The sequence below is a fragment of the Bacillus cihuensis genome, assembly GCF_000504145.1.
GTDB lineage: Bacteria > Bacillota > Bacilli > Bacillales > DSM-1321 > Peribacillus > Peribacillus huizhouensis.
On record NZ_KI632497.1, the window covers coordinates 561,810 to 578,230 of the forward strand.

Annotated in this window: 21 protein-coding genes; 10 read left to right on the forward strand and 11 right to left on the reverse strand. The window is 36.2% G+C overall.

Annotation, left to right across the window (positions count from 1 at the left end):
* Positions 1-80: 80 nt before the first annotated feature.
* The gene (locus V179_RS0120880; protein ID WP_028393205.1) at positions 81-335 is read right to left on the reverse strand and encodes a hypothetical protein; all 255 of its coding nucleotides are present in this window, start codon (positions 333-335) and stop codon (positions 81-83) included.
* Positions 336-521: 186 nt separating this feature from the next.
* Positions 522-1,184 (reverse strand): phosphatase PAP2 family protein, encoded by a 663-nt coding sequence (locus V179_RS28435; RefSeq protein ID WP_051405062.1) that lies wholly within the window; start codon positions 1,182-1,184, stop codon positions 522-524.
* A gap of 117 nt (positions 1,185-1,301) precedes the next feature.
* Here V179_RS28435 and V179_RS0120890 point away from each other — a divergent pair, with 117 nt between their 5' ends.
* Positions 1,302-2,486 (forward strand): M20 family metallopeptidase, encoded by a 1,185-nt coding sequence (locus V179_RS0120890; protein ID WP_028393206.1) that lies wholly within the window; start codon positions 1,302-1,304, stop codon positions 2,484-2,486.
* A 101-nt stretch (positions 2,487-2,587) separates the two neighbouring features.
* Positions 2,588-3,403 (forward strand): ABC transporter ATP-binding protein, encoded by an 816-nt coding sequence (locus tag V179_RS0120895; RefSeq protein WP_034302124.1) that lies wholly within the window; start codon positions 2,588-2,590, stop codon positions 3,401-3,403.
* Between the two features lie 125 nt (positions 3,404-3,528).
* Here the strand turns inward: V179_RS0120895 and V179_RS0120900 are convergent, their stop codons facing one another.
* The 3 genes from V179_RS0120900 to V179_RS0120910 all read right to left on the reverse strand — a co-directional run bounded on the left by V179_RS0120900 (position 3,529) and on the right by V179_RS0120910 (position 6,379).
* Positions 3,529-4,242, reverse strand: a complete 714-nt coding sequence (locus tag V179_RS0120900; protein WP_028393208.1) for an EcsC family protein — start codon at positions 4,240-4,242, stop codon at positions 3,529-3,531.
* A gap of 195 nt (positions 4,243-4,437) precedes the next feature.
* Positions 4,438-5,643, reverse strand: coding sequence for an ABC transporter permease (locus V179_RS0120905; RefSeq protein WP_028393209.1), 1,206 nt, complete (start codon positions 5,641-5,643; stop codon positions 4,438-4,440).
* On the reverse strand, positions 5,636-6,379 hold the full coding sequence (locus tag V179_RS0120910; RefSeq protein ID WP_028393210.1) for an ABC transporter ATP-binding protein: 744 nt from the start codon (positions 6,377-6,379) through the stop codon (positions 5,636-5,638). The genes V179_RS0120905 and V179_RS0120910 overlap by 8 nt, the downstream gene beginning before the upstream one ends.
* Before the next feature lie 1,024 nt (positions 6,380-7,403).
* Here V179_RS0120910 and V179_RS0120915 point away from each other — a divergent pair.
* From V179_RS0120915 to V179_RS0120925, 3 genes are all read left to right on the forward strand, one after another.
* Positions 7,404-7,829: an HIT family protein gene (locus V179_RS0120915; RefSeq protein ID WP_028393211.1), complete on the forward strand. Its 426-nt coding sequence runs from the start codon at positions 7,404-7,406 to the stop codon at positions 7,827-7,829.
* 177 nt (positions 7,830-8,006) lie between these two features.
* Entirely contained in the window at positions 8,007-9,119 is a 1,113-nt protein-coding gene (gene serC, locus V179_RS0120920) for a 3-phosphoserine/phosphohydroxythreonine transaminase (protein ID WP_028393212.1), read from the forward strand.
* Between the two features lie 144 nt (positions 9,120-9,263).
* Positions 9,264-9,782, forward strand: a complete 519-nt coding sequence (locus V179_RS0120925; protein ID WP_028393213.1) for a tryptophan transporter — start codon at positions 9,264-9,266, stop codon at positions 9,780-9,782.
* Between the two features lie 56 nt (positions 9,783-9,838).
* On the opposite strand, the gene V179_RS31125 is transcribed toward V179_RS0120925, so the two are convergent.
* Positions 9,839-10,015, reverse strand: coding sequence for a hypothetical protein (locus V179_RS31125; protein ID WP_154664021.1), 177 nt, complete (start codon positions 10,013-10,015; stop codon positions 9,839-9,841).
* A 474-nt stretch (positions 10,016-10,489) separates the two neighbouring features.
* Here V179_RS31125 and V179_RS0120935 point away from each other — a divergent pair, with 474 nt between their 5' ends.
* Positions 10,490-10,855, forward strand: coding sequence for a YtxH domain-containing protein (locus tag V179_RS0120935; protein WP_028393214.1), 366 nt, complete (start codon positions 10,490-10,492; stop codon positions 10,853-10,855).
* A 249-nt stretch (positions 10,856-11,104) separates the two neighbouring features.
* Positions 11,105-11,683 carry an HTH-type transcriptional regulator Hpr gene (locus V179_RS0120940; RefSeq protein WP_028393215.1) on the forward strand — a complete coding sequence of 193 codons (579 nt, stop codon included), beginning with the start codon at positions 11,105-11,107 and terminating at the stop codon, positions 11,681-11,683.
* Here the strand turns inward: V179_RS0120940 and V179_RS0120945 are convergent.
* On the reverse strand, positions 11,680-12,015 hold the full coding sequence (locus tag V179_RS0120945) for a DUF1878 family protein (RefSeq protein ID WP_028393216.1): 336 nt from the start codon (positions 12,013-12,015) through the stop codon (positions 11,680-11,682). The genes V179_RS0120940 and V179_RS0120945 overlap by 4 nt on opposite strands.
* A 214-nt stretch (positions 12,016-12,229) precedes the next feature.
* On the opposite strand from V179_RS0120945, the gene V179_RS0120950 reads away from it, so the two are divergent.
* The gene (locus V179_RS0120950; protein WP_028393217.1) at positions 12,230-12,772 is read left to right on the forward strand and encodes a DUF3267 domain-containing protein; all 543 of its coding nucleotides are present in this window, start codon (positions 12,230-12,232) and stop codon (positions 12,770-12,772) included.
* A 115-nt stretch (positions 12,773-12,887) separates the two neighbouring features.
* On the forward strand, positions 12,888-13,067 hold the full coding sequence (locus V179_RS30240; RefSeq protein WP_084552460.1) for a hypothetical protein: 180 nt from the start codon (positions 12,888-12,890) through the stop codon (positions 13,065-13,067).
* A gap of 179 nt (positions 13,068-13,246) precedes the next feature.
* Here the strand turns inward: V179_RS30240 and V179_RS30245 are convergent, their stop codons facing one another.
* Both V179_RS30245 and V179_RS30250 read right to left on the reverse strand, forming a co-directional pair.
* Positions 13,247-13,330 carry a YjcZ family sporulation protein gene (locus V179_RS30245; RefSeq protein WP_084552450.1) on the reverse strand — a complete coding sequence of 28 codons (84 nt, stop codon included), beginning with the start codon at positions 13,328-13,330 and terminating at the stop codon, positions 13,247-13,249.
* Positions 13,331-13,478: 148 nt separating this feature from the next.
* The gene (locus tag V179_RS30250; protein WP_084552451.1) at positions 13,479-13,565 is read right to left on the reverse strand and encodes a YjcZ family sporulation protein; all 87 of its coding nucleotides are present in this window, start codon (positions 13,563-13,565) and stop codon (positions 13,479-13,481) included.
* Positions 13,566-13,819: 254 nt separating this feature from the next.
* Here V179_RS30250 and V179_RS0120965 point away from each other — a divergent pair, with 254 nt between their 5' ends.
* Positions 13,820-14,701, forward strand: coding sequence for a peptidylprolyl isomerase (locus V179_RS0120965; RefSeq protein WP_028393218.1), 882 nt, complete (start codon positions 13,820-13,822; stop codon positions 14,699-14,701).
* Positions 14,702-14,886: 185 nt separating this feature from the next.
* Here the strand turns inward: V179_RS0120965 and V179_RS0120970 are convergent, their stop codons facing one another.
* Positions 14,887-15,075 carry a sporulation YhaL family protein gene (locus V179_RS0120970; protein WP_028393219.1) on the reverse strand — a complete coding sequence of 63 codons (189 nt, stop codon included), beginning with the start codon at positions 15,073-15,075 and terminating at the stop codon, positions 14,887-14,889.
* Positions 15,076-15,233: 158 nt separating this feature from the next.
* Positions 15,234-16,178 carry a 3'-5' exoribonuclease YhaM gene (gene yhaM, locus V179_RS0120975; protein WP_028393220.1) on the reverse strand — a complete coding sequence of 315 codons (945 nt, stop codon included), beginning with the start codon at positions 16,176-16,178 and terminating at the stop codon, positions 15,234-15,236.
* Positions 16,179-16,421: the final 243 nt, after the last annotated feature.

Sequence of the window (16,421 nt, forward strand, 5' to 3'; positions counted from 1 at the left end):
TAAAAATCGTATTGTTCCCATCTAAATTTATGCTAAATCGTAAGATCATAAACACGAATTACTTTATAATGTCCACTTTATTAAAATAAATGATGCCATTCATAATGTAATGTATTAAGAATTGTCGCTGCAAAAAAACCGAAAATAAACAAAGTCGAACGCTTACCAATCCACAAAATCAATATGATTGCCAATCCAACAGCTGCTCCTATATACGCTAACCAAGGAAACTGAGCTGTAGATAGAGATAAATAATAGCCTAAATTAGCAGCTAATAATACCCCTAGAAGTAATGAATTTATTAACCTCAATTCCGAAAATGCGTGATTTTCCAAAGATAATCCCTCCTTGTTTTAAGTATTCGACATTTAATGAATACTATTCAAGAGAAAGTGAAACTTCAATCAGTGGGTGACTTACTGCCGTTAAACGGGATAAAAAAACAAGAAAGGGTCAGACCCCACATCTACTCTAAAGTTATTGGACGTCTAATGTCACAATAACCGTAATAGCGTGTAAGGTTAGACCCTTTTGGAATACTCCCGACCTTTATTCGTAAACCATGTATAAAACAGAGCGCATACGATCACAATAGCTCCCCCAAGCGAATATCCTGCCAATACATCAGTCGGGTAATGTGCCTTTAAGACAATTCTACTTAAACCGATTAGCAGAACGAGTAAACAAAGAACGATTCTAAACGAGTTTTTCCAAATTGTTGACTTAATATGTTTCCCAATAAAATAAACAGCCAAACCATAACAAGTAATGCTCACCATTGCATGTCCACTCGGGAAGCTGTACCCTACCGCATCAATCGCTGCATTAATACTCGGCCTGTCACGTTCGATAATTCCTTTCACAAACCGATTCAGCTGATCAGACCCGGCAACTCCAATCGAAACGACAGCCATCGCGAGATAATCTTTTTTCTTGATCCACAGCCAAACGACTACAATCAACGCACAAACTCCAAGTATAATGGTTGAACCCATTTCTGTAAGCTTATAAAAAAAACCATACATCCATGTACCAGATATACTTGAAATGAAAGGTAAAAAGGCTTGATCCAACTTCAATGGCTGGCCGCTTTGAACAGCTGTTGAAACGATAAAGTAAATAGCTAAACACATAAAAAAAACAATTAGAAGAATCGGTACGTTCTTCTCATCAACTTTTCTCATTTTCCCCTCCGATTATTTGACTAAGAATTTGGCAAAACAGCTAGACCTTCTTTCCAAACATTGTATGCTATACTATTTCCTATATACCAATTATTCACTCAATTCCGGAGGTAAAATATGATTACTACGTTACATACCCAATTAGAAGAATCTTATGAAGAAATGGTCGTCATTCGACGCTATTTACACCAACACCCTGAGCTCTCTTTTCAAGAAACGAAAACGGCTGCTTATATTACTAATTTTTATCAACAACTTGGCATTGAAGTAAAATCTGGTGTCGGTGGCAATGGGGTTGTGGCAAGAATTACGGGTGCTAAACCAGGTAAAACCGTCGCACTACGTGCTGATTTTGATGCATTACCAATACAAGATGAAAAGGATGTTCCTTACAAGTCAACTGTTCCTGGTGTCATGCACGCATGTGGGCATGATGGGCATACAGCTACCTTGTTGATTCTAGCAAAAGTTCTTCATTCAATGAAAGATGAACTAATGGGTGAATATGTATTTATTCATCAGCATGCCGAGGAATACGCTCCAGGCGGCGCTAAACCAATGATTGAGGATGGCTGTTTAGATGGAGTTGATGTTATTTTCGGCACCCATCTTTGGGCAACCCTACCAACAGGAACAATCCAACATCGAGTCGGACCTTTTATGGCAGCTGCTGACCGATTCGAAATAACTCTTTTTGGCCAAGGTGGACATGGTGCACAGCCACATAAAACGAAAGATGCCATTGTAATTGGCGCTCAACTCGTATCAAACCTACAGCAAATTGTCAGCAGACGTGTCAGTCCTCTCGATTCTGCCGTCGTAACTATTGCATCCTTTATGGCTGAAAACGCCTTTAATGTGATAGCCGACAAAGCAACCATTGGCGGCACTGTACGGACATTTAATGAAGACGTACGTGCCTTTATAGCAGAAGAAATTGAACGCATTGTTAAAGGAACATGTCTTTCTGGAAATTGCACATATGAATATACATATGATTATGGCTACCCTGCTGTTGTCAATCATGAAAAAGAAACACATTTACTTATAGAAGCAGCTGCTACTGTATCAGAAGTGGAAACGATTGAAGAAACGTTACCTGATATGACTGGAGAAGACTTTTCATATTATTTACAAAATGTGAAAGGAACATTCTTTTTCACTGGTGCTAAGCCATATTCTGATTTCGCCTACGGCCATCATCATCCTAAATTTGACATCGATGAGAAAGCGATGCTAATTGCCGCTAAAACATTGGGCACAGCAGCACTATCTTATCACCAAAGCAGTGAAAACAAATAAGCAACTCTACTACAACCAATACGTACATGATGAGTTTTATGAACCGCTCTAAAATCTCATATCAGGTTAACTTTTGAAACTTAAACTTAGGAGGAGTTTAGATGATTCAAGAGATGGAAAGTAATGTGATTCAACTGAACGAAATTATATGGAACAGAGATCATAAGAATATCTTGAATTGTATTTCCTGGAATGTAAACAAAGGAGAACACTGGGCCATATTAGGGTTAAATGGATCTGGGAAAACTTCTCTCTTAAAGATCATAACGGGTTATCAATGGCCAAATAAAGGTCAAGTTACCGTCTTGGGAAATACATTCGGTAAAACAAACATCCCTAAGCTTCGTAAAAAGATTGGGTGGGTAAGCACTTCATTAGATGAAAAATTTCACTCCCGTCCAAGTGATACCGCTATTGAGGTCATATTAAGTGGGAAAAACGCTTCGGTTGGTTTATATGAAGAAGTAACGGAAAATGATATTGATAAAGCAAGAGAACTTTTACAGCAGTTCAGAATAAGCTATTTAACTGACCAGGCTTACTCGTCCCTTTCTCAAGGAGAAAAAAGGAAAGTGATGATTGCTCGAGCGCTCATGTCTTCTCCAAGCTTACTTATCCTAGATGAACCATGTAATGGTTTAGATCTCTATTCAAAAGAAGAGCTCCTTTCCACGATTGAGAGATTGACCCAATCAAAGGAAGGACCCACTCTATTATATGTAACCCATCATATCGAAGAACTCATTCCGTCTATAACACACGCTTTACTATTAAATAAAGGGAATGTTATTGCAAACGGACAAAAAAAAGCAGTGTTAACTGAGGAGTTATTAGAAAAGACTTTTAGTCTGCCGATTTCATTAAAATGGGAAGATGAGCGTCCTTGGATTCGAATTAAATCAAAGAATAGAGTTTAAGAAAATAGAGTAAAAAAGACGATATTTCATAACAAAGGGTCAGACCAAGCAAGCTCTCATACAGTTTACATAGTATAAGTAATACTATAAACTGCCATGCATGCGAGGTCAGACCCTTCTTTTTACTATGCTTTTTCAGAAAGAATTCGTAGGCGATACCCATTCATCGCTGTTTCCCCTAGTTGCTCTAGTAATTGATGATTGGCATAGGCACCTACTGCCGCACCAATCCCTGGGACGAGCTGAAACATTTTGACGAAATCAATTTGATCTCTGTACTCTTGCTGAAACTCTTGCCAGTCTAATTCCTTGGTATGATTAGTCCGATCCCAATTCTCAATAATCAAAAGCGTTTCTCGTCGCTTTTCTTCACTAGAAAAAGCTAGTTGAAAAATATGAAGGATGAATAAACGTTCTTCGTATTTCTTTGCGTCGAAGCCGTACAAACCAGCTATTTCAAAGAGAAGCTTCATTTTGATCGTCAATAATAACGGGAAATCAGCAAGGCCTAGCAAAAGACCACCTGCACCTGTTCCAGCACCTTCAATTACTGCTGTTTTCTTATAGGTTCCAATTGTATCCTTCACCCATTGATCTTTTTGCTGCAAACTCAAAGTAGAAACATCTCTTTCCTTTGAAACGAATTTGGACCCTTTTAAGACAGCTTCAACAAGATTTCGGACGCTTTCGGTAATGACGCCATGTACTTTTTTGGGAATGAATGTGTTCATTTTATTTTGTGCTGTTTTGGAAATCCGCTCAAAGGTACCCGATTTCCGTAAAATTTTCTTTTTCCATGCCATAAGCTCGCGGTTGATGATTTGTTCATACGTATCGATTATAATCATCTCCAGTCTTTGAATGAAGGACATGGGTCAGGGATTAGGACTTGCTAATCTAGCCAATCTATTATGCAGATCTACTTGAAAGTACTACAAAAGACGGCTATGCACCGCCACCACTGTGATGAGGTGAGGGTCCCGCACCATGATTTTCCTTCATGGTGGCTAAAAACACCATTGGAGTTTTGTATCTTAGAAACTCCTTATTTTTTTTGCAGAATAACCTCTAAATATTAGAAGAAATACTATTGACGCTAAGAATGATGCACTAGCACCTTGCCAATTTCCTGCAATAAGTAATACAAAGGCAAACACGATTGCTTCAAAAAGTAAAAAGCTAGATACAAGTTGTATAACTGCTGTTTCTCGTAATTTTGCAGGCAATGGATATAAAGATACCCAAATTTTTAACTCATGCTGTTTCCAAACTGGAAGAATTTGAATTCCTGTCATATAAAGAAACAAGATCGTTACGAGGATACTTGCAATTATTGAAGGAAAGGTAAGCAATACAAATGATCCTATGACAGTCAACCTTACTAGTAAGCCTACATAGTCATTCGCACGGAGCATCGTCCGAGCATACAAAAATGTATAAGTTGAACTTTGACGATAAGGAATAAAGGTAAATAACCAATCCAGCCATTTTCGTCTGGCCACTTTTCCTCTTAGCTTAGGTACATCAGTGAATAGATTCGCTATACGGTAAAACGACATCATCCGCTTGCCCTCTAGTTCGATTAATCGCTCCCACTTAACGCCCTTCTTTATCGTTGCATTTCTATAATAGATGAATAAACCGCCCAAAAGCAGGCATAGTATTACACCTAATTGACTCGCTTTTGCAAAAACTAAATAGAGTAAAACTATATTCACTAATAATCGAATAAAGAAATCAACTTTGATTACCGACGTCTCCGTATATTTCAGCGTGTACCAATGAATATGTATATTCAAATATTTTACAGCAAGTAACAAGATGATAAGAAAAAGACTATAAGCGGAATCAAGTTCTGTTACCTTTGTATACATTGGTAGGAAGACAATATACACAATGATCAAAATAAACCCCTGCATCATCGCACTTAACAAAATGGACTGTTTAAAATACATTCTAAGTTTTGTTTCCAGTGGCAATAAGAACACCACATCCGCTTCTTTTAAAAATGTCATAATCGGGCTTCTTGTTAAGAAAAAACCAAGAACGATTGCCATGATCCAAGCTGCTGGAAAATCAGCAGTCAACGTTTTTACCCATTCGCTGTAATAAAAACCGAGCCCACCTAAACCAATCACCATTACAAACATTAAATGTCCGTTAAAAATATATCGTAAATACTTTTGCATTTCTTGGCTGTAACCGAGGAATCTCTCCTTCCATAACCCTTGGCTATTCATTTTTAGACTCTTCCTTTGTTAATTGGATATATAGATCATCAAGCGTCGCCCCCGGCATGTCAAACTGACTGCGGAGCTGTTCTAAATCACCTTTTGCACGAATTTCTCCATTGTGAAGTATAACGAAGGAATCACAATATCTTTCTGCTGTCGCAAGGATATGGGTTGACATTAAGATCCCTGCACCGCTTTCTTTCATACTTTGCATAAGATCAAGCAATGACTGGATTCCAAGTGGGTCAAGCCCAACAAATGGTTCATCCACAATATACAAGGATGGTTGAACAAGAAACGCACACATGATCATGACCTTCTGCCTCATACCTTTTGAAAAATGGGCTGGAAACCAAGATAAACGTTTTTCCATATGGAATTCCTTTAATAATTTCTCCATCCTATCCTTAAACACAGCTTCAGGAAGACCGTAGGCCATAGCAGTTAACCGTAAATGTTCCTCAAGTGTAAGCTCATCATAAAGAATTGGGGTTTCGGGAATATAAGTATACTGTTTACGATATTCATCGGGATTTTCCGCGAATGTCTTTCCATTTATTGTGATAGATCCGCTTTTCTCTTCCATCAAGCCAATAATATGTTTAATTGTTGTACTCTTTCCTGCTCCATTCAACCCAATAAGACCAACAAGCTGATTCGGCTGAATGTCAAAGCTGATCCCTTTTAAAACAGGAATTCTTGTATAACCTCCGACTAGGTTGTTTATTTCTAATAAGGACATATCAACGATCCCTTCTATAATGTACGTTAGTTCCATTTTAGCAAATTCCGTTTTGATTATCGAGTTAAAGAAAGCTTAAGTTTTTTACTGTTGAATGTTAAAAATTTAATGTATATAAGATTTAGATTTCGGTTATCATAAGTTTTGAAGAAGGGGTTCTTCATTAGACGAATGATTTTATCATCTTGTAAAATGAGGTGTCAGTTAAAGACAACTAACTGAATGAAACCAGAAACTTCAATCAACCAAACGTTTTTATGCAAGGAGATGGTTGCTTTGCAAACATTAGATGAAGTAAACATTCATGCTCGATTCAATTTGCTTTATTGTTACAAAACTTTAAGGTAATAAAAGATCGTTGCATGGAATGAAAAAACTTTGTTAAACGCTAAAACTTACTTTTTGTAAATGAGGTGTTTGTCGAAGACAAGTCTATGTAATTAAACGTATTTGAAGTTTGGCCCCTTTTTCAAGAATCACAGGGTGCAGCTATTAGCTGCATCCTGTTTCTTTTTAACAGCGAATTATTTATTTGCTTTAAAAATTATTGTGTATACAAAATGTAAATCGTGGCTATCATAAGTAGTGAAGAAGGGGTTCTTCATTAAACTTATGATGTTAATCATTTTTACAATGAGGTGTTTGTTAAAGACAACTAACTGGAATAAACCAGAAACTTCAATAAACCAACGTTTGATGCAAGGGGATGGTTGCTTTGCGAACATTAGATGAAATAAACATTCATGCACAATCCAATATGCTTTACTGTTTTAATACTTTAGAGATATAGGGGATGGTAGCTTTGAATGCAAAAACTTTTTTAAACGCTAAAATTTACTTTTTGTAAATGAGGTGTTTGTTAAAGAAAAGTCTATGTAATTAAACGTATTGAAGTATGGCCCCTTTTTCAAGAATGCAGGGTGCAGCAATCAGCTGCATCCTGTTTCTTTTTTCTTTCCGACTTTCATATAGCTATGATAGGATAAGATTACCACTATACATTAACTAGGGAAGGATGTTAAAGATGAGCGATTGTATTTTTTGTAAAATTATTAATGGAGATATCCCAAGTACAAAAGTATTTGAAAATGAACATGTACTTGCTTTTCTTGACATTAGTCAAGTAACGAAAGGTCATACACTAATCATCCCAAAAATACATAAAGAAAATGTATATGAATTAACACCTGACATTGCAAAAAATATTTTTGAAGTGGTGCCAGAAATTGCTCGTGCACTAAAAAAGGCGTTCAATCCAATTGGCTTGAATACTATTAACAATAACGGTGAAGCTGCTGGACAGTCTGTTTTCCATTACCATCTTCATTTAATTCCACGCTATGGTGAAGGTGATGGATTCGGAGCAGTTTGGAAAACTCATACGAGCGAATACACACCTGAAGATTTAAAGGAATTGGCACAATCCATTTCAGAGAACATGAAAAATTAACCATAAAAAAATTCACCTGAGCCTACCTCAACGGTGAATTTTTTTTATGATTTAAAGGAAATTTCAATTAAATCAAAATTATTTCATTAAACACTCTTTTTTTCTTTCAACTCCTAAACATTTTCTGATAGGATAGAAACAATCAAATCCTTTCACATATTACAAGGAGGAACAAATATGAAAAGAGCACGTAATTTTAATGCAGGTCCTGCTGCTTTACCAGAAGATGTTTTAAAAAGAGCACAATCTGAATGGTTAAATATCGACAACACAGGGATGTCGGTCATGGAATTGAGTCATCGGAGTGTTACATTTGAAACAATCCATAATCACGCCATTCAAACGCTTAAAGAACTAATGGATATTCCAGAAAATTACGATGTGCTCTTCCTTCAAGGCGGTGCTAGCCTTCAGTTCTCGATGATTCCAATGAACTTACTAAAAGCCGATAGCCAAGCGGATTATGTTCTAACTGGAAGTTGGTCGGAGAAAGCTCTACAAGAAGCGAAGAAAATCGGGGCAACTAGGGTTGTAGCGTCTACAAAAGAGGTCAATTATACATCCATCCCGAAACTTTCTGACATCGCCTACAATCAAGATGCAGCTTATTTACATATCACTTCGAACAATACCATTTACGGAACTCAATGGAATGAATTTCCGGATGCAAAAAACGTACCTTTAGTTGCGGATATGTCCAGTGACATTTTGAGTAAAAAAATCGATGTCAGTAAATTCGGTTTAATCTATGCCGGTGCTCAGAAAAACCTAGGTCCATCTGGTATTACCGTTGTCATCATTCGTAAAGACCTTATTTCTAATTCTTTGGAAGAAATTCCAACTATGTTGAATTACCATACACATCAAGCTAGTAATTCTCTATATAATACGCCACCAACTTTAGCTATTTATCTCCTCTCTCTTGTTCTTGATTGGGCAAAGGATTTAGGCGGTATTGCCAAAATTGAAGAAAATAACGCGAAGAAAGCAGAATTGCTTTATCATGCCATTGATTCAAGCGATGGTTTTTATAAAGGCCATGCCGAGCGTGAGAGCCGTTCTCATATGAATGTTACCTTCACCCTCCCTAGCAAAGAATCTGAGCAGGAATTTTTATTAAAGGCGAAAGAAGCTGGATTTATCGGCTTGAATGGGCACAGATCTGTCGGAGGCTGCCGTGCATCCATTTATAATGCTGTTCCACTTGAACATTGCCAAGAGCTTGCTGATTTCATGACAAGCTTTAAAGAAACCTACCAAAATAAAGAAAAAGCCTTGTTTAATGCATAAGTAAAAAATTTTTCAATGCTTTGTGTGAAATCACTTCTAAAAAAAGGGTAGTCATGATATACTATTTTAAACTTCTCGCTATAGGCAATAGTGCACTATTGGAGAGGTATACTTTAGACGAGACGAGAATGGGAGAGATGAGAAATGAATACGAAAGTACTAGTGTCATTGTCCTTATTAATGGGGTTAGGTGCAGTTCTGCATTTAGTTGTTCCTGGAATTGCTTTTGGAGTTAAACCCGATATGATGCTGACTATGATGTTCTTAGCCATAATCTTATTTCCAGAAAAGAAAAATGTTTTTCTTGTAGCGGTAACCGCAGGTGTCATTTCCGGAATTACATCAACCTTCCCTGGAGGATTTTTACCGAATATCATCGATAAATTTATCACTGCCTTTTTATTTTATTTTATGTTTATCGCTATTCAAAAGTTTACTAAATCAATTATTAGCACCGGTATTTTAACGGCAGTTGGAACGATTATTTCTGGAACAGTATTCCTTACTTCCGCATATTTCCTTGCAGGTTTGCCAAAATCCTTTCTGATTCTATTCACAGGGGCCGTTCTACCAGCAATCGTTTTAAATGTAATTGCCATGGCAATCATTTATCCAATTGTAAACGGACTTGTTAAAAGATCAAACATTCCTGCTAATATATAACAAAGACTATTCCAAAACACCGGATGTTTTTCCGGTGTTTTTTTAAAACCATCAGATTAAATGACAAGTTGGATTAATAGGCCAATAAGAAGGAAAGCAATACTTGCAGCACCTAAAATTAGCATTCTTTGTTTTATTATTTTTTTTGAGGGAAACATGCCTGGTCTTTGTAAAATGGCCAAATAGAAGAATGACGCCATTAATAACGCGAGTGATAATATAAAAAAAAACAAGACGCTACTCCTCCTTTTTCAATAGCTTTTTGTATGAAGGACATGGGGACGGGTCTGCGCGACTTACTAATCTAGACAGTCTACTTAGCAGATATACTTATTTTTTTGCAGTAAGCACCTCAAATTCCGGCTCCGCACGCGACCATTGTGATGAGGTGGGTGTAGCGTGCTACAGTGATTCGCCCTTAATGGTAAAAGGTGGTTGTCTTAGCGCGCCATATCTGTTTTGTATGTATATGTCAAACCTCACTTTATTATGATTTTTCAATTTGTAAACTATTTTTATATATTGAAAACAAAATAAAGATGTTTAAAAAAATACTTTTGTGATATAAAGAATATATAAACTAACTCTTTTACTAATAAGCAGTTTATGGTATTTTAATAAAAAGATTTTCAACTTTTATTTTATTTTCCTAGCAGGTTTTTTTAACTATAAGGCGAAATTAGTATAAAAGAAAATGAGGTGGTCATTTGAGGACAAAATCAATTGTTTTTGGCATAATAACAGGCACCATTGTAGGTGCTGCAGCTGCTCTCCTTACCGCACCAAGTTCTGGAACAGAGCTTCGCAGTAGAGTGAAAGCAAATACAACTGAAATTTCTAACTCCATTAAAGAGCTGAAAATCCAGTTGATGAATGTAAAAGAAGATGCCATACACGCTTCAAAAATAAGCACAGAGACAATTAAAGCTTTTATAGAAGATGTGAGGATTTTAATTGAAGGCTGGAAACAGGATATTGAACCAAATTCAGAAGAAATAGCGAAAAGTATGAAAGAAATCGAAGCAACGATTCAAGAACTCGAAATAATTGCTACTCCTAAAAGTGAATCATGAAAAACTATAAAAAAATGCCGGCTTGCGTAATATCTTTTTGCAACAAAACAAAGTGTACATATTTATAAGTAAAAAAACAATTTTTTGAACACGTAATCATGCCGGCACTTCTACCTTTTAGTAGCTACATAAGCTGATATAAAAAATTTACATGAAAAATTCTAAAAATTTCGCAAATTTAGCTTTATTAATCTTTACTTTATTGTCATAATAAAACTAGAGAATTCTGATAAGTAGGTGAGTGTATTCATGCAGGAAAAAAATTATACTATGAAAGATGCTATGATCTTCAGCCAGAGAATTGCTCAATTAAGTAAAGCACTTTGGAAGGCAGCCGAAAAAGATTGGCAACAATGGATTAAACCGTTTGATTTAAACATTAACGAACATCACATCTTATGGATTGCTTACCATTTAAATGGTGCTTCCATTTCAGATGTAGCAAAATTCGGCGTTATGCATGTTTCAACCGCATTTAATTTTTCCAAAAAATTAGAAGAACGCGGCTTATTAACTTTTTCAAAGAAAGAAAATGACAAACGTAATACGTATATTCAAATTACATTAGAGGGAGAAAGGATTTTATTAGATTTAATGGAACAGTATGATCCTGCTAGCAATTCGGTACTTTCAGGAACTCTTCCAATGCGAGAGCTATACGGGAAATTCCCTGATATGATGGAGATGATGGCCATTATCCGAAATATTTATGGCGAAGATTTTATGGGGATATTTGAACGGTCATTTGATAATATCGATAAAGAATTTACCGTAGAAGAAGGGAAAATTGCAAAGAAAAAGTCAGAGAAAGAAACTGAGGCTGTTTAATTCTTTGCAATTTTCTCCATCTCTTTCATAAAAGAATCATATAATCCTTGCTTTAAACAAGCTTCGATCAATTCATTTACTGTTACTTTTTCTGTTAATTCCATTGTCAGACAGTTAAAAAGCGGTTGAAAATGTATATACCCTTCCGCTTTTTCTATTTCATACCGTTTGCTCAACTTATCACATACTTTTAAAATTTCATGAGCTTCCCTTTTGGTGAGATTTTTTTCAAAAAAGAGTACATCTAATTGTGCATTCGGGTTCCGAATAATGTTTAATAAGAGTGTTTGATGAAATTTCAGTCTATTAATTTCTCTCTCTAAGTCTCGCATTTAAAGCCTCCACCATTCTTCTACATTTACCGCTTTTCTCCATTATACATGATTTCTTTGACTTCTCCACGATTGCAAGCGCAAACAGATTATTTCATATAATATTCTATTGATTTTTTTGCTTAATCATCGTAAAGTATGGGAAGGATTTTATTAAAAAGCATATTAGCTTTACCCTATTATCCTTATTATCCCGCTTGTGGAGGCGAATTTTTTGAATAGCTGGAAGTCAATCAACTTGGATAGGCAATTCGGGAATCAATTTATCTTCTTTCTATCCATGATGACCATGTTTTTTTCTTTTATTGTCATTTATTTAAGCATGAGTGTGTTTTTTCCTAATGTCTCCATGCATGATGATTATGGCTGGATTTTACTTTTTTCAGCGCTTTTCTTATACCCAATTCATAAACTGATGCACTGCTGTCCTTGTATTCTGGAATATCCAAAAATTAAACCGGTGTTTTATATTAAATGGAGGGTTCTTCCTCTCATTTCTTTCAAAATAGGTGATCCCATTCCAAAACGACTATACAGATTAACTTTACTTTTTCCTTTTCTTGTATTAACGAGTGTTCTTATTGGTGGCGCATACGAATTCCCACATTACGCTCATTATTTTGCCATCCTGCTTTCCATTCACACAGGACTATGCGTTTCTGATTTTATTGCGATTAAATGCATGAAGGGTTCACCTGAACAAAGCTATGTAGAAGAAACTGAACAAGGATATGACATTCTTATTTTTAAAGAATAATAGGATATATACGAATGATAAAGACAACTAAATAAAAAGTTTTAAGTATCTTTTTTTGAAATTATTTGGTATCGTAATAATACAGACTTGTTTTAGAGGGAGGGATTCAGGAGTGATATTAATCGTGTTTATCATCTTCTCGGCCATAATTCTATATAATATTAACAGAATGACAAACTCATTATGTATCCAAAAAGAAATACCTGAAGACCGCCAAACGAAAGTATTTCGGACTATTAATATCTTAATTACGATTTTACTATTGTCCTCGTATGTTGAAATATCCTTTACATAAAAAATAATATGTAAGGCGGTCAGAATAACCGTAACCGTTTCTGACCCTTCACAAAGTAAAATGGTAGCCCTATGGGCAGATGTAAGGTCAGACAACAAACGATGCGAAAAAGAAATGCTTTTGCTTATCACGCGAAAAAGGTGAACCCGTTAACGGTTCACCTTCTTTAGTATCCAATTTTATATACATGAACATCCGATGATAATCAAAAGGATAAAAAGTACAACAATCAAAGCGAAACCTCCGCCGACTCCTCCAGACATTGTGTATCCTCCTTTCAATGGTACGATCAATCCCGTTTATAGAAAACTGGTTGCAATTTTACAACCGACCCTTTAACGGCTACGATATTCTATTCAGCTTATCTTTAAGAAGCGTGGACTTTTTCCGTTTTTTAATTAGATGTGGTATTTAGTTACAAAAAGCAGCACCAACAATGATTAATAAAATAAACAATACTACTAACAAAGCAAATCCTCCGCCAAATCCAAAGCCCATTTATATTACCTCCTTTATATTCGTAGACAGTCTTTATTAAGGAACGGACTGCCTAATGTACACGAAACCAATATGTGTGAACGATCATTACATCATATGTAAACGGATAAAAGTTGGATGGGCGGTTGCCTACTTTCTTTAAATTAAGAAGCAAAATCCGCACTTTAATTTTTGAAAATCTTCCAAATATGGTATAGTAAGATTTGTGGATTCACAAATCAGCCACGAATCTAGATAAACAGGAGTTGTTCTAAATGAAAAAATGGGCTTTATCCATAACGGTAATTGCGGGTCTACTTGGGTTAGCTGCTTGTAGCAACGGCGGCGATTCTAAAGTGGTGGCAACTTCCAAAGCGGGAGACATAACGAAAGAAGAGCTTTACGATGCAATGAAAGATCGATACGGCGATGCAGTTTTGCAAGAGCTAGTATATGAAAAAATTCTTTCAGATAAATATAAAGTAACTGATAAAGAACTAGACAAAAAAGTGGACGAGGTTAAAAAGCAATTTGGTGATAGCTTTGAAATGGCACTCACTTCAAATGGCTTTGCCGATGAAGCTGCTTTTAAGCGTACAATGAAGAGCGGAATGCTCCAAGAAAAAGCAGCGACTGCTAGTGTTAAAGTAACTGAAGCTGATATTAAAGCTGCCTATGAAAAGAAACAGCCTGAAATTCACGCACGACACATCCTCGTTGAAGATGAAGCAACTGCTAAAGAAGTAAAAGATAAGCTTAACAAGGGAGAAGACTTTGCTAAGTTAGCGAAAGAATATTCAACAGATACTGGAAGTGCTGAAAAAGGCGGGGACCTTGGATGGTTTGGACAAGGAGCAATGGTTCCTGAATTTGAAGAAGCTGTTTATGCTTTGAAGAAAGATGAAATCAGCGAACCAGTTAAAAGCCAATATGGATTCCATATCATTCAACTTCTAGATAAAAAAGAGAAAAAATCTTATGAAGATTCAAAGGCTGAGATCGAAAAAGAATTAAAGCTTGCTAAACTTGATGCTGCTACAGTTCAAAAAGCCCTTTCTAAAGAAGTAAAAGATGCAGATGTAAAAGTGAAAGATAAAGAGTTACAAGACACATTTAAAAATGAAGAACAAGAACCAGCTACACCAGCTAAAAAGTAAAAAACATAATTAGTGCTTGGAGCTAGATGTAGAAAAGCCATATACATCTCAACTCTAAAAACCCTAAAAAAAAAGAGGCTGTCCATATTAAAAGAATCTGACTAATATCTACTCAATATCGTTTAAATGACTTAGTAAACGATTTATAGAGTATGTTGTCAGACGCTTTTAGGACATCCTCTTTTTTAATGTTCCATTCCTGGCTGTTGCTCTTTTTTCCTGCCTTCTTGTTCCTTCTTCATTCGCTCAATATACTTTTGCCCTTCCTGCTCAATCCACTCATTTTCTTTTTTCCGATCCTGTCTTGCTGTATATACACTCATCCAAGCACTAACTAAGATTCCTGCAAAAATAATCCAAACCCAGATTGGCATGTGCTTGCTCCTTTCAGGGACCTTGTCCCTCTCGTATTACTAAAAGAATATGCAAGAAGCAAAAATATATGACTACTTTTTCAGGTTCTAGGTCAAATATTGGGGTAATGGTTACAAAAAAAGCACCAATGCAAAATCTTCGCATGGTGCAATTATCATTATTCAGAAAATGTTGGTTTGTAAAATGATCGATTTTCTAGTGCAAATACTTTTTCTGTAAATTCGCCTGGTTTAGCCTTTTCTAGAGCACGATTCATCATATTAATTTTTGCATCTAAGTTATCAATATAATGGAGAACCTCTGCTTCACGAACTAGAGGTGGTTTGGCACTCCCCCACTCTGCTTTGCCATGATGGCTCAAGACAAGATGCTGCAGAATCATGATTTCTTCGGTATGAATGTTCAATTCATCAGCTGCTTTGCCTATTTCATTGACCATAATCGTAATATGACCAAGTAGATTTCCTTCAGTTGTATAAACAGTCGACACAGGGCCAGATAGCTCTTTCACTTTCCCAAGGTCATGCAAGATAATTCCTGCATATAAAAGATCTTTATCAAGTGTTGGATATAAAGCTGTGATCCCTTTCGCTAAATCAAGCATTGATACTACGTGATAAGCAAGCCCTGAATAAAATTCATGGTGATTTTTCGTTGCAGCTGGGAATGTCAAGAAATCACTTTGATATTTTTTCAGTAAATGACGAGTTATTCTTTGGATATTCGGGTTTTTCATTTCAAAAATATACTGTGTAATTTTCCCCATCATTTCATCTTGACTCAATGGAGCCGTTTGAATAAGATCGGCTGGGGTCACACCATCCTGTTCAGTCGTCAAACGGATATTTCGAATCTTCAACTGGCTGCGACCTCGGAAATTCTGAACATCCCCCAACACTTTGACCGTTTTTTCACCTGAAAAATTGCGCTCATCGTCCTCGGAAACGTCCCATAACTTTGCTTCTATTTCTCCTGTTTTATCAGAAAGAATCAGCGTAAGAAAGGGCTTGCCATTACTAGCCACTGCTTTTGTACTACTTTTTATATACATATATGTATCCATTGAATCACCAACACCGAAGTGAATGATGCCTTTTTGCATGTGTACATACCTCCGTTCCAATTTCAGTATCAATAGTATACCATATCTTGCAATATTACGGTTTCAACTTCTTCGATTTTCATGATAAAGTGAAACTTCAATCAGTAGGGGTTTTCTCCATCCCCCACTGATTGTTAGTCCCGTTCTACTGTCGCTAAGATCTTCGCTCTCACTTCAATCAATCGACAGTACGTACCCGATTTATCGAACTCAGCCTGTAGGGGTGTTACTTCCATTGATGCT